This is a genomic window from Paenibacillus sp. P36 (assembly GCF_045866505.1).
GTDB lineage: Bacteria > Bacillota > Bacilli > Paenibacillales > NBRC-103111 > Paenibacillus_E > Paenibacillus_E chondroitinus.
In genome coordinates this window covers 1,327,456-1,340,271 of the sequence record NZ_AP038372.1, presented here as the reverse complement: position 1 = coordinate 1,340,271, position 12,816 = coordinate 1,327,456, and the positions used below count along the sequence as shown (strand labels likewise).

General features: G+C 48.3%; 12 protein-coding genes. 3 read left to right on the top strand and 9 right to left on the bottom strand.

Translation table 11 applies throughout. From position 1 onward, the window contains the following. The first annotated feature begins 111 nt into the window (after positions 1-111). On the top strand, positions 112-315 hold the full coding sequence (sspI, locus tag ACKTT9_RS06210) for a small acid-soluble spore protein SspI (RefSeq protein ID WP_127453137.1): 204 nt from the start codon (positions 112-114) through the stop codon (positions 313-315). 398 nt (positions 316-713) lie between these two features. Here sspI and ACKTT9_RS06205 read toward each other — a convergent pair whose 3' ends face one another. From ACKTT9_RS06205 to ACKTT9_RS06190, 4 genes are read right to left on the bottom strand one after another with little or no spacing between them, the layout of a single operon-like run. Then, the gene (locus tag ACKTT9_RS06205) at positions 714-1,808 is read right to left on the bottom strand and encodes a Gfo/Idh/MocA family protein (RefSeq protein ID WP_407870889.1); all 1,095 of its coding nucleotides are present in this window, start codon (positions 1,806-1,808) and stop codon (positions 714-716) included. A gap of 21 nt (positions 1,809-1,829) precedes the next feature. Next, the gene (locus ACKTT9_RS06200) at positions 1,830-2,459 is read right to left on the bottom strand and encodes a ThuA domain-containing protein (protein ID WP_407870888.1); all 630 of its coding nucleotides are present in this window, start codon (positions 2,457-2,459) and stop codon (positions 1,830-1,832) included. Between the two features lie 37 nt (positions 2,460-2,496). Further along, positions 2,497-3,657 carry a Gfo/Idh/MocA family protein gene (locus ACKTT9_RS06195; protein WP_407870887.1) on the bottom strand — a complete coding sequence of 387 codons (1,161 nt, stop codon included), beginning with the start codon at positions 3,655-3,657 and terminating at the stop codon, positions 2,497-2,499. Positions 3,658-3,696: 39 nt separating this feature from the next. Beyond that, positions 3,697-4,728 (bottom strand): LacI family DNA-binding transcriptional regulator, encoded by a 1,032-nt coding sequence (locus ACKTT9_RS06190; RefSeq protein WP_407870886.1) that lies wholly within the window; start codon positions 4,726-4,728, stop codon positions 3,697-3,699. Between the two features lie 322 nt (positions 4,729-5,050). Between ACKTT9_RS06190 and ACKTT9_RS06185 the strand changes: the two genes are divergently transcribed. Beyond that, on the top strand, positions 5,051-6,331 hold the full coding sequence (locus tag ACKTT9_RS06185) for a putative bifunctional diguanylate cyclase/phosphodiesterase (protein ID WP_407870885.1): 1,281 nt from the start codon (positions 5,051-5,053) through the stop codon (positions 6,329-6,331). Here ACKTT9_RS06185 and ACKTT9_RS06180 read toward each other — a convergent pair. From ACKTT9_RS06180 to zwf, 4 genes are all read right to left on the bottom strand, one after another. Next, positions 6,326-7,117, bottom strand: coding sequence for a YheC/YheD family protein (locus ACKTT9_RS06180; protein WP_407870884.1), 792 nt, complete (start codon positions 7,115-7,117; stop codon positions 6,326-6,328). The genes ACKTT9_RS06185 and ACKTT9_RS06180 overlap by 6 nt on opposite strands. A 207-nt stretch (positions 7,118-7,324) precedes the next feature. Beyond that, positions 7,325-8,908, bottom strand: a complete 1,584-nt coding sequence (locus ACKTT9_RS06175; RefSeq protein ID WP_157319721.1) for a peptide chain release factor 3 — start codon at positions 8,906-8,908, stop codon at positions 7,325-7,327. Positions 8,909-8,965: 57 nt separating this feature from the next. Continuing rightward, positions 8,966-10,036: a metallophosphoesterase family protein gene (locus ACKTT9_RS06170; RefSeq protein WP_407870883.1), complete on the bottom strand. Its 1,071-nt coding sequence runs from the start codon at positions 10,034-10,036 to the stop codon at positions 8,966-8,968. A gap of 104 nt (positions 10,037-10,140) precedes the next feature. Further along, positions 10,141-11,676 (bottom strand): glucose-6-phosphate dehydrogenase, encoded by a 1,536-nt coding sequence (zwf, locus tag ACKTT9_RS06165; protein WP_407870882.1) that lies wholly within the window; start codon positions 11,674-11,676, stop codon positions 10,141-10,143. Between the two features lie 190 nt (positions 11,677-11,866). On the opposite strand from zwf, the gene ACKTT9_RS06160 reads away from it, so the two are divergent. Next, the gene (locus tag ACKTT9_RS06160) at positions 11,867-12,238 is read left to right on the top strand and encodes a hypothetical protein (RefSeq protein ID WP_407870881.1); all 372 of its coding nucleotides are present in this window, start codon (positions 11,867-11,869) and stop codon (positions 12,236-12,238) included. Between the two features lie 41 nt (positions 12,239-12,279). On the opposite strand, the gene ACKTT9_RS06155 is transcribed toward ACKTT9_RS06160, so the two are convergent. Beyond that, positions 12,280-12,726: a GNAT family N-acetyltransferase gene (locus tag ACKTT9_RS06155; RefSeq protein WP_407870880.1), complete on the bottom strand. Its 447-nt coding sequence runs from the start codon at positions 12,724-12,726 to the stop codon at positions 12,280-12,282. Positions 12,727-12,816 lie beyond the last annotated feature (90 nt).

Here is a 12,816-nt window from a genome sequence, read left to right as displayed (position 1 = left end):
TGCGATCTGTAAACTCACTGTGCGCGGAAAGAGGCGAAGGTGGAGGATGAACCGCCATCAACTTGCGCATATTAGTATCGATAACGAAAGGGAAGCGAGGTCCACGAACGAATGAATATTACATTAAGACAGGCCATCGTCCAGAGAGTCCAAAATAAATCCAATGACGAACTTCAAGAAATTATTGAAGATTCGATTGGCGGGGAAGAAAGGGTATTGCCCGGGCTAGGTGTGCTTTTCGAAATCATATGGCAGCATAGTGAAGCCAATATCCAAAATGAACTCGTTGAAACCTTAAAAGGGCATCTCCCTTGACCTCAAATCCCTACCATCGGCTAGGGGGCTGCTTCATGCAATCCCTTAGCTGCATATTCGTATTCGACAGCCTGATCTTCTCTACCTACTCACACTAAGTAAAGCCGATTACTCCTGCTAATTCCCATAATATATCCATCTTCACCTAATTAACTGGATTTTCTACCTCTAATTTCTCCATATCCGCTGTGATTCGCTCAAAATCAATCAATTTAGCTTGAGTTTCTACCTCTATTCCAATCCCTGCCACCGATCAGCTCACATTAACGTTAGTTTTTTCAGTTCTTTCAGCAGAGAAGCCTTAAAGAATAGTCCACGCTGATCTGTCCACTTACCCAACAATAAACAAAAAAATCCCCCTCTAATCCAAGAGGAGGATAATGATTAATGAATAATTGCTACAGCACAGTGTTCGGCGACAAAGGTGCCGGTCTTTCACAGCTGCTCTGCATCACATAGTGCTTGCCTTCACTCGCTGCGTCGTGGAAGCCATGCATAGCCTCCAGCACGTGGTACGCCAGCTCGCCATTCGCACGGTGCGCTTCACTCTCACCGCTGATGAGCGCTTGCGCCATTGCCGCAACACCCAAACCGCGGCTGTTTTCTTTGTAGCCATGTGATAATGGAATCGGCTCCCAGTCGGAACCATTTTTACGGATCATCACCTGACCGCCAAAAGTATTAGGATCCGGTACGCGCAAAGAGCCATGGCTGCCATAGATTTCAATGTTTGGCAGCTGCGTGCCGCCCATAATATCAAAGCTTGTAACCAGCGTAGCAATGGCGCCGCTATGGAAATCAAGCACGCCCGCAATGTGCGTTGGCGTCTCAACCGTGATCTTCTGTCCGCGTTTTTTCTCGCTCTTAATTGTACGCTCCGGGAAGCTGATGCCTGTAGAGCCTGTTACACGGCGAATAGGTCCTAGCAAAGCTACTAATGCTGTAAGATAATAAGGACCCATATCGAACATAGGGCCGCCGCCTTTTGCATAATAAAACTCAGGGTCCGGATGCCAATGCTCGTGGCCTTTGCCCATCATGAAAGCCGTTGCGGCAATTGGCGTGCCGATCCAACCGTCATTGATCAGCTTCACGCATGTCTGAATACCTCCGCCGAGGAATGTATCCGGCGCGCTGCCGACCGACAATCCTTGACGGCGAGCTACCTCCAGAATGCGCAATCCCTCTTCGCGCGTAACCGCTAGCGGCTTTTCCACATAAACGTGCTTGCCCGCTTCCAATACCTGAATACATACTTCAGCGTGTGCAGCCGGAATCGTCAGATTGATGACAATGTCAATATTCGCATCATTCAAAAGCTCCTGAACCGAATACGCGTGAGGAATATTAAACTCCTCCGCCCTCGCCTTCGCTCTCTCCAAATCGATATCCGCGCAAGCGAGCAGCTCCAAATGTTCAAAGTTAGGAATATTCTTCATATAAGCAGCACTAATATTCCCGCAACCAATAATACCAACCTTCTTTTTACTCATCTTTTTCGCTCCTCCTCTTCGTTATCGTGTCGCCCACAGCAAGCCGCGGCGCATAAGCTCAAGTGTTTCCGGCATCCGTACGATGTTGGCTTGATGGCCAAGCGAGTTATAGTACACTTTGCCTTCGCCATAAGTTTTGGTCCAAACCACCGGCATCTCCACATCGCCGAAATCTGTCACCGCATGAACCTGAATAGCAGGATCGACATGCATGTAATATTTTTCAGAGACGACAACGAAATCGTTGATTCCCTCTGTCAGCGAATGCTGATGATCTTTGATCCGCACTGTGTAGGTAACACCGTCATTGCCCGGATGAGCGACCCATTGACCGCCGACCATGTATTGGTATTCGACTTCATTCCGGAAGGAATCCCCCATCCCGCCGTGGCAGCCAGCAATCCCGGTTCCTCCTTCTTTCACTGCGGCAAGTAAAGGCGCCAATTGGTCTTTCTCAATTTTCCCCATCGTCCATACGGGCACAACAAGATCAATGCTTTTCAAGCGTTCCGCATCCTTAAAGCTGTCCAGCGTATCAGATACCTCCACGCCATAACCTTCTTCGCGCAATACCCCCGCAAAAATCCCAGCCACTTCCTCAGGTTGATGACCATCCCAGCCACCCCAGACAATCAATGCTTGTTTACTCATTTTGCCCAAGCTCCTCTCCGCTTCTGATTACGAACGCTTAAACCTCGCTAATTTTCACCCAACGGCGCTGTTCAATGGATTGATCCACGGCTTCCAGCACCTCTTGACACTTCACGCCATCCACAAAATTCGGAACCGGCTGACGATCTTCCGTAAGCGCATTCATTAGCTCCACAACTTCGTGCACGAACGTGTGCTCATACCCAATGGTATGTCCAGCTGGCCACCAAGCATCCATATAAGCGTGAGGCGCATCCGTTGCCAGAACACGGCGGAACCCCTGAACATCCTCATCATCACTTGTAAAATATACCTGCAGCTCATTCAAGCGCTCGAAATCAAACTTCACACTGCCTTTACTACCGTTAATTTCAAAAGAATTCGTACACCGGTGACCGGCTGCAAACCGCGTTGCCTCGAAGCTGCCCAGCGCCCCGTTCGCGAAACGGGCCATAAACAGCGTCGCGTCATCCACGGTGACCGGTCCATGCGGCGCATCCTTGCTGCCTTTGGCGCTAAGTCCCGTCATGGAGCTCGGCAGTGGACGCTCCTTCACGAACGTCTCGCTCATACCGATGACTTCTGTCATATCGCCAACCAGGAAATGCGCCAGATCGATGAGATGCGCGCCCAAGTCGCCATGCGAGCCAGAACCTGCAATTTCCTTCTGCAAGCGCCACACCAGCGGGAACGTCGGATCTACGATCCAGTCCTGCAGGAACCAGGCGCGGAAGTGATAGATCTCGCCAAGTCGACCGCTCTCGACCAGCTTCTTCGCAAGCTGCACCGCAGGAGCAAACCGATAGTTGAAGCCGACCATGTGCTTCACCCCAGCGGTTTCAGCCGCCTCCAGCATCTCCCTTGCATCCGCAAGGGTCAGCGCCAGCGGCTTCTCACAGAACAGGTGCTTGCCGGCTTTGGCTGCTGCAAGCGCGATTTCCTTGTGCGCGTCGCTGGGAGCATTGATATCGACGATGTCGATCTCGGGATGCGTGACCAGCTCGCGCCAGTCGGTGACGTAACCATCCCAGCCGAACTGCTCGGCTGCGGTTTTGACACCGTTCTCATCGCGACCGCAGATGAGCTTCATGTTCGGCACCGCCGTCTGCGGGAAGAACATGTGCAAATCCTTATAAGCATGGCTGTGCGCCTTGCCCATAAACTTATAACCGACCATACCAATATTGAATGATTTCATAACATTGAAAACCTCCTTAAGTGGTTAATCGTTCTATCCTTATATAAGCGAACTGCTCTTAGATGACTGACGGATGATGAGCTCAGTTGGCAGCTTAACATTGGGAGAATTCACACTTTCTCCCTGCATGACGCGAGCCAATACACCTCGTGCCGCTTCTTTTCCCATCTCGTAAAATGGCACATTAATACTGCTGAGCGGTGGGTCGCTCAGTTTGGCGGCATCGGAGTCATCGCAGCCCACAACGGCAAAATCGCGACCTGCCACCCAACCTTTTTCCCGGAGTCCTTGCATCAGGCCGATAGCCATGCGATCATTGGCGGCAAATACCGCTTCCACCTGCTCCCGCTGTGCCCATAGCTTCTCCGCTGCTTCATAACCGCTTTTCCGGCTGTAATTGCCTTCAAGCAGCATCTCGTGTGGCGTCTCAAGCCCTGCATCGTACATGGCTTTCAGATAGCCTTGAAGTCTGTCCCCCGAATTGGAGTACTCCGGCGAGCCGTTCAAGAAGGCAATCTTCTTGTAGCCCTCCTCCTGCAAATGGCGAACAGCCTGATAACTGCCATCGACATGATCGGCATCCACTTCGTGAAAGGCTAAACCCTCAAAATGCTGATTCACCAAACAGAAGGGGTGCCCCTGCTCCTGCAGCTGTTGAAGCGATTCTCGCTGGTCCGGTGTATCTCTTGCGCCCAGAATGACACAAGCATCCACTTTCTGCGATCGGTAGAGCCTTGCGTAGTCCAAGCTTTCATCCGGCTTAAGCAACGATAGAAGCAAGTCGTACCCCTGCTCCCTTACTTGCTCGCCGATCCCGCTTAAAATTTCCGCAAAATAATACGCTGAGAACAGATGTACCTTCGGCATATAAGGAAGCACCACACCGAGATTTCCGCTGCGTCTTCGTGCAAAGCTTTGCGCAATCGCATTCGGATGATAATTCAGCTGGCTAGCCGCTTCCAGAACACGCGCCTTGGTAGCAGGCTTCATGGGCCCGAGCCCATTGAATACACGGGAAACGGTCGCTTCGGAAACACCGGCCAGTTCAGCAACCTCTTTTCTAGTCACCATGTAGAAGCCTCCATTATTCATTACTGAAATCGTTTATGTACACGCGTACATTTTCTCATTCAAGGGTACTTTTTGTCAATACGTCACAGCCAAAAAATATTCATCTCACATTTCGACACCAACACCAAATTCCAACGAATAAAACTAACAAAAAACGACTAATTTCTGTAAAATGATCTAATTTATTATATTGCCTATTCCTTGTCTTTCGTTTTATGATTAAGGTTACATGGACAACTATGATGTGGGAAGAGTGATCACAATGAATGTAGCCCAGCGCCTTCTTCACTTGGCCTCATCAACTCGGCGGAGTACGAAAAAAGTGACTCGAAGTCACCTTTTAATTTTGATTAAAAAAGCGGTAAAACGCCATAGCAGAGCTATGCGCGATGCACAAATTCAAACTATTCTTACCTTGGATATTGACCGGTTTCGACATATCAATTTCTCACTCGGCTACGCGTCCGGTGATCTTCTGTTAGCCGAAGTCGCTCATCGACTGCGCTCCCTTCCTAATTGCAGTCTCGCCATACGATCCGGGGATGATGAATTTGCGCTGGTTATACACGCACACCATCAGGAACAGTTGTCCCAAAGCCTTTTGCAGGTACAGCAGCTTTTTGAACAGTCGTTTATGATTCAAGAACATGAATGTTACATTAACGTCAGTATGGGCATGAGTGCCGTGGAGTTAACGCCAGCAACGGCTGAACAAGCGTTGAAGCAAGCTGACCAAGCACTTCTGGCCGCCAAACAAACCGGCAAAAATAAGCTTGTCACCTACCATTCCATGCTTTCACCTCAACAGACGAGCTCCATGGAAATGGAAACCGAGCTGCGCAAGGCTATTTTAGACAACCAGCTCATTTTGTACTACCAGCCACGCCTTGAACTCTCTACTGGCAAAATTAGTTGTCTGGAAGCTTTGGTGCGATGGAACCATCCCAAGCTCGGCATGATTCCGCCTAACGAATTCATTCCGTTGGCAGAAGAGAGCGGTTTGATTCTGCCTCTTGGCGAATGGGTGCTCCGTGAGGCTTGCCTCCAGAAGATGAGATGGCTCGATGCCGGTATTTTAGACTATCAGGTTGCAGTCAATATCTCGCCATGCCAGTTTCAGGACGAGAACTTTTCGGATAAAGCCATTCGTATCATTGAACAGACCGGCATTAATCCTGCTTATCTGGAGTTCGAAATTACGGAAAGCTCGATTATGCAAAACATGGAAAATACGATAGCGGTATTAGAGAAGCTCTGCAACAAAGGAATCTCTATCTCCATCGATGATTTCGGAATCGGTTACTCCTCACTGAATTATCTGAAGCATTTTCCCATTCACTGTTTGAAAATAGACCGTTCCTTCGTTAAAAATATACATAGCAATAAAGATGATCTAGCGATAACCAACGCCATTATTCATCTTGGTCACGCCCTTAACGTGCAAGTGGTAGCTGAAGGTGTAGAAGAATTGAGCCAGCTTGAAATATTGCGAGAAACCACCTGCACAACCATCCAAGGTTATCTCTTAAGTCCGCCGGTTTCCGTTTACGAAATCGAGCAAAGCTTTCATCGATATGACAACAGACCGGTTATGATCTCATAACCGGCCGTATGCTTTGGCGTACCTCCGCATTTTCGCAAATATACGCTTATCCCTCAGTCTGCGGAAAATGTAAGGATCTGGACTCGTATTGACCTCTAGAATCCATGGATGCAGGTCTTTATCCAGAGCGACATCAACGCCGATTTCCTTAACTCCCCGGTATTTCGTATTAATTGCTTTAGCGACGCGTTTCCCAAGCACATGCAGCTTCTTGACATAGTCATCCCGCTCACCGGCAGGCAAGTAGCTGTGCAAAAGTGTTTCCACCGACTTCAGCGTTCCCCCATTGTGAAAATTCGTTACGATTTTACTCGGATGTGCCACTCTGCCAATGACGCCGGTTGTTTCCCAATCGCGCAGAGGTGTTTGCTGCACCATAATTCTGAGGTCGAAGCGGTTCCCTTTATATTTCAGCAGGTGGATCCCTTTCTGAACCAGATAAGGTGTTTTTCCCGTTTTCTTCTTGATGGAGGCATACATGTCTTCAAATGTTTTAAATCTTCTCAAATTAACCCCAAGCTGATACGAATACGGCATGATTTCTCCCTCGCCGTCTGACATTTCCACGCGAATCACACCATTTCCGAACATACCTACATTGGGCTTAATATAGACCATTTTATGCTGAACCAGCATTTGTTTCAGTGTCTCTGCTGTCATCCATTTCGTCGTCGGCACATTTTCCCTTAGAGCTGCAGTGGCCTCTACCGCCCTGGTTTTGCCAATCTTGCTCATGACATATCTGGGGTATCTAACCTTCGTCCGTTTCTTTAAAATTTTTCTCATGTCTTTCCTCCTGCTTCAGCCTATAGAAGTCGGCCTTAACTCTGCCGAGCACTTCGAAATCGAAATATATAAGGTGGTTTCCTGCGCGCCCTGTATTCGTAACCCGTACTTATTGTATGAAGCAAACCGTCCATCGGCAACCAAAAAAGAAGAGACCGCACACCAGATTTTACTCTGGCGCACAGCCTCTTCGGGTTATTTATAGTCTTATGGAGCACTCGTTAAAAACTTCGCATTCGGGTTCTTTTCCATGGAGGATCTTAATGCGTATTCGCTCTCGAACAGCCCGACGTAATTCCCTTTTTTATCCTTAACAAGTTGGGAGTTAATACGGAACTTGCCCGGATCGATTTTATCATCGATAATCCATCGAGCGAACTGGTAGTTCTGACGCTGCAGCAGAATATCTACACCATATTCCGATCTCATCCGGTGTTCAAGCACCTCGAACTGTAGTTGGCCGACGACGCCAAGAATCATATCCTCGAAACCGATCGTCGTGAAGACTTGAATCATGCCTTCTTCCGTCAACTGATCGATGCCCTTGAGGAACTGCTTTTGCTTCAGTGCATTTTTGATAGATACTTTGCTGAAAAGCTCCGGAGAGAACGTTGGAAGCTCGTCGAAAACAATGGCTTCCCCTTCGCTCAGGGAATCTCCAATTCGGAAAATACCTGGATCAAACAAGCCAATGATATCGCCTGGGAATGCCTGTTCCACGATATCGCGGTCTTGCGCTAGAAATTGCTGAGGTTGAGCCAGCTTGATATCTTTGCCCATACGGACATGCTTAACCGACATGCCGCGCTCGAATTTGCCGGACACAATGCGCAGGAAAGCAACGCGGTCGCGGTGAGCCGGGTTCATATTCGCTTGAATTTTGAAAACGTAGCCCGAGAACTTTTCTTTGGTAGGTTCGATTACACCTACCGTACTGTTGCGCGGCTCTGGCTTTGGTGCCAGCTGCAGGAAGTTCTCTAGGAACGTCTGCACACCGAAATTGTTCACGGCACTTCCGAAGAAAACAGGAGTAAGCTCGCCCTTCAACACTTTTTCCATATCGAAAGGATCGCCCGCTACGTCCAGAAGTTCAATGTCATTGCGCAGCTGCTGATGCAGGAATTCACCGGCAATTTGGCGGACCAGCGGATCTTCCACGCCATCCACCTTGCGAACTTCAATATCTTTGTGATCCTCGCCATTGTATAGTTCCAGCTGCGACTTACCGCGATCGTACACGCCGCAGAACTGTTTGCCTGATCCAATCGGCCAGTTCATCGGGTAGGATCGAATGCCGAGCACTTCCTCCAGCTCTTCGAGAAGCTCGAATGGATCACGGCCTTCGCGGTCCAATTTGTTAATAAACGTAAAGATCGGAATACCGCGCATCCGGCAAACCTGGAATAATTTCTTGGTCTGTGTCTCGACCCCTTTGGCCACGTCAATCAACATCACGGCGCTATCCGCTGCTGTCAACGTCCGGTACGTATCCTCACTGAAGTCTTGGTGACCAGGTGTATCCAGAATGTTAACCCGGTGCCCTTCATAGTCGAATTGCATTACGCTGGATGTAACGGAAATTCCACGTTGCTTTTCAATTTCCATCCAGTCCGACGTTGCATGCTTGCTGGCTTTGCGCCCTTTGACCGTTCCGGCTAAGCGAATCGCGCCTCCGAATAACAGCAGTTTCTCGGTCAGTGTTGTTTTCCCCGCATCCGGGTGAGAAATAATCGCGAACGTGCGCCGCTTAGCGACTTCCGTTTCGAGAAGCTTTGTGAGTTGCGTAGTCATTTGTTAGTTTAATTCCCTTCTTCTTTTACATGGATACTGCTAGGTGTTGCTTATTGATTAAGCTTGGGCTTTCTGCAAATCGATACTCCAATTCGCTTCATCCAGGAACGTACGGTTGCTGAACTCTCTTCCACGTACGACGACCTTATCGGCAAATACTTGGACATAAATACCCTGAGATTTATTCTTAGCTTCCTGTTGATACGCACGGTTCAGCGTTCTGCCGACCGAGGCATTGTGGAAATAATGGAATGTTTCCTGCACATAATGCGGAGTCCCATTCTGGAAATCTTGATGGCGGTGTCCACAGAAAACGAACACATTCTTATAGGGCTTCAGCGTTTCGCGGAATTGGATTGCGCGGATTAATTGGTGAGATCCCCCATCTGTCCCCTTCGGCGGCAGCGGTTGATGTGTCATAACGAACAAAGGTCTGCCCGGTTGATACAGGGCTTTAACCCGCTCCTTGAACCAGGCCAACTGCTCATCGGAATACCATGCTCCTTCACCGACTTCCGGCTTCTCCTGGACATAGGCTTCTTGGGAAAGCAACAGAATGGAGTGACCTTTCGTCGTGAAATCATTATAAAGCGTCTTGTAGCCAAAAAACTTTTTGAATTGCTCCCGGCTGACTTCATCGCTCTTACCGTTCGGAACGGCCGCTTGATCCCAGCTATTCGCTTTATTGATCCAAATCGTGTAATAGTCGTGGTTCCCCATATTCGCATGAACGGGAGGAAGTTTATACTCACTTACAATGGTACGCAGCTCCTTATAATCTCGTTCCGTTCCTGTATCGGTTAAATCACCAGTTAACATAATGGCGTCAACGGGACCGTCGAAATGTGTAATGTCATCAAGCGCTTGCCTCAATTTCTTCACGGTTAGCGGATCACCTACGGTGACATGAAGATCGCTTAATATAAAATAGGACATTAGCGGACCTGTCGGCAACGGTTCGGCCGAAGGCTGCGCCACAGCTTGAGCGGGCTCGGGTGAAGCAGATGATACGACTGGCTGATCTTCCGCCATAAACCTTTTTTTTACCATTTGACTAAAAAAAGCACTTACTCCAACCAATGCAGCCCCGATTGCAAGCAGCCATCTTATAAAAGCTCTTCGTGACATAAATGCACCCCAAGTATAATAGTAAGGATTTACTCCGTAAGATCTATTATACCATAAAAAATCCAATAGGCGTCAGTCGCCTATTGGATGTTATACATACTTACTTAAGTTAAAACCGTTGTTTTTTGAACGGTTTCCCAATCGACTTCGCCTTCATTTTGACCGTTGATCGGCCACCACTTAAAGCCGTCATCCGTCAGCAGTCTAGTCGCCTCTTCAGGTCCCCAAGATCCAGCCGGATATTCCTTCAGATCATCCGTTTTCTCGTTCCATGCCGCAGCAATGCGGTCTACATAAGACCAAGCCAGCGCCACTTCATCCCAACGCGTGAAGTACGTAGAGTCTCCACGGGCTGCATCATACAGCAGACGCTCATACGCTTCCGGCGTATTAATGCCGATTTGGCAGCTTTGGCAGAAATCCATAGCAACCGGAACGATCACGCCTTCCGATCCTGGCTGCTTGGCATTCATTTTCAAGTAAATGCCTTCCATCGGATTAACGCGGAAAACAAGCAGATTCGGTTCCATGTCATGCTTTTTAGCCAAATAGACGTTGTTCGGAATGTTTTTGAATTCAACAACAACCTCGGTTGTTTTGACCGGCAGCCTTTTCCCTGTCCGGATGTAGAACGGCACCCCAGCCCAGCGGAAGTTATCGACATGAACACGCGCAGCGAAATACGTTTCCGTCGTCGATTGCGGGTTCACGGAATCTTCTTCACGGTAAGCCGGTAACGTTTTGCCTTTGCTGGAGCCACTGGAATATTGGCCGCGAACAACGTTCGCACGAACATCATCGCCATCTTCGAACAGACGCAAGGAACGCAGAACCTTGACCTTCTCATCGCGAATATCTTCCGGATGCAGGCGGCTAGGCGGCTCCATCGCCATCATCATCAACATTTGCAGCATATGGTTCTGGCCCATATCGCGCAAAGCGCCCGAGTGGTCGTAATATCCGCCACGCTCTTCAACACCAACTGTTTCGCTTAATGTAATTTGAATATTTGCTATGTATTTATTGTTCCATAGCGGCTCGAAGAAGGCGTTCGCGAAACGCACAAACTCAATGTTTTGAACCATCTCTTTACCCAGGTAGTGGTCAATGCGGTAAATGTCCTTCTCTTCAAAGACTTGACGGAGTTGACCGTTCAAACGCTCAGCAGAAGGCAGATCGTAGCCGAATGGTTTCTCAATCACAAGACGGTGCCAACCTTTGGTTTTGAGCAAACCGCCTTCGCTTAGATTGTAGGACACGTTGCCGAAAAGCTCCGGCGCCAAAGCCAGGTAGAACAAGCGGTTCCCGCCCGTTTGATATTGCTCATCCAGTCTTGTGGACAACACGTTTAATTCGTGGAAGCCGGCCACGTTGTTAATGTCCAAAGACATGTACTCGAAACGGCTTGCGAAGCGAGTCCATTCCTCATCATCCGTAATTTTGTAACGGGCAAATTCTTGGATCGAATGCTTCACGTCATCACGGAATTGTTCACTCGTCCGAGGTCTGCGAGCAAGACCGACAACGGCGAAATTTTCTCCTAATTTCCCTTCGCGATACAAGCTATAAAAAGCTGGAAATAGTTTTCTTTTCGCCAAATCACCGGTTGCCCCGAAAATATAAAATACAGCTCCACTCATATATGCATCATTCTTTCTCTATTAGGATTAGTTAATATGCTTAGCATACCTAAAATTGTCAAGCTATTCAACTTTTCTGAGAACTTTCCCTATAACAATTTCTTATAGTGATCTAGACATTCGTCTATACCGAAATGGGGCCTTCCGAATAGGCTACAGTACATACAAATACGGAGGTGCCAAGAGTCTTATGCAGCCCATTCATCCGATTACCGAAAAAGCTTGCAAAAGCCTGTGCGGAAAACCAGTTCATCTTTATCTTAATGATGGTTCCCAAATCTTTGGAGTTTTAAGCCGCTTGGAGAAAAATACGCTCATTCTTAATGAAGAGGCTCGCCCAACGCTTAATTCAACCGCATCCAAGAAGAAACGTAAAACCACTGCCAAAGCGAAATCTGTCCAGCCAAAAAATGAAAACTTAGATCCAAACAGCCCAGAGCCGCAACTCGAACGATTAAACTTTTTTGGAATGCCGCTTTTTGGCGGTCCAGCTCCCGGCCCGAACGGCCCAGAAGCCATCGATATTCCAATCGATCGGGTTGCTGCTATGTTCAGCGAATGAAAAAAAGGCTGCCGATGACTCGCTCATCAGCAGCCCTAGTATTACCGAACAAGCTTCTTTTTCATTCGAAAGCAGCTTAGCTCAGGGAGATATTCATCAATCTCATACCCTTTGCTGGAGTAAAAGCCAATGGCATTGGGATTGCTGTCATCGACGAAAAGCTCTGCCGTGCGGCACCGTTCACTTTTCCCATACTCCTCAGCCATCTTCATAAGCTCTTTCCCTAGTCCCTTTCCCTGCTCTCGAGGATCGACGGCCAGCATATCGACGAACAGCACGTTCGATTTGCGAATAACCGAAATGAACCCATAAGGCTGTTTATATCCTTTAGCTGCCACAAACGTTTTGTTGTGGTTCAGCCGCTTGCGTATTTCCGAAAAAGTAACTGAAACGCCTGTTTGATACTGTCTGGAAAAAGGCACTAACTGTTCAACAATCAAACGATGAATCGCCCGATCGTCGTTAGCAGCTAACCGTTTGCGAATCACGCTGCATCGCCTCCACAAGAAGCAATAATGCTATCTTATGTTGCTCCTGGCGGAAATGACTCAGCTACTTGCTCATCTTCCATCTGACAA

What these genes read in the sequence shown, in the direction of transcription:
- ACKTT9_RS06180 (WP_407870884.1), bottom strand. Translation starts at nt 7,117, where the DNA reads ATGAGAAAAATTTTAAAGAAACGGACGAAGGTTAGATACCCCAGATAT.
- ACKTT9_RS06175 (WP_157319721.1), bottom strand. Translation starts at nt 8,908, where the DNA reads ATGACTACGCAACTCACAAAGCTTCTCGAAACGGAAGTCGCTAAGCGG.
- ACKTT9_RS06200 (WP_407870888.1), bottom strand. Translation starts at nt 2,459, where the DNA reads ATGAGTAAACAAGCATTGATTGTCTGGGGTGGCTGGGATGGTCATCAA.
- ACKTT9_RS06170 (WP_407870883.1), bottom strand. Translation starts at nt 10,036, where the DNA reads ATGTCACGAAGAGCTTTTATAAGATGGCTGCTTGCAATCGGGGCTGCA.
- ACKTT9_RS06205 (WP_407870889.1), bottom strand. Translation starts at nt 1,808, where the DNA reads ATGAGTAAAAAGAAGGTTGGTATTATTGGTTGCGGGAATATTAGTGCT.
- ACKTT9_RS06160 (WP_407870881.1), top strand. Translation starts at nt 11,867, where the DNA reads ATGCAGCCCATTCATCCGATTACCGAAAAAGCTTGCAAAAGCCTGTGC.
- ACKTT9_RS06190 (WP_407870886.1), bottom strand. Translation starts at nt 4,728, where the DNA reads ATGGTGACTAGAAAAGAGGTTGCTGAACTGGCCGGTGTTTCCGAAGCG.
- sspI (WP_127453137.1), top strand. Translation starts at nt 112, where the DNA reads ATGAATATTACATTAAGACAGGCCATCGTCCAGAGAGTCCAAAATAAA.
- zwf (WP_407870882.1), bottom strand. Translation starts at nt 11,676, where the DNA reads ATGAGTGGAGCTGTATTTTATATTTTCGGGGCAACCGGTGATTTGGCG.
- ACKTT9_RS06195 (WP_407870887.1), bottom strand. Translation starts at nt 3,657, where the DNA reads ATGAAATCATTCAATATTGGTATGGTCGGTTATAAGTTTATGGGCAAG.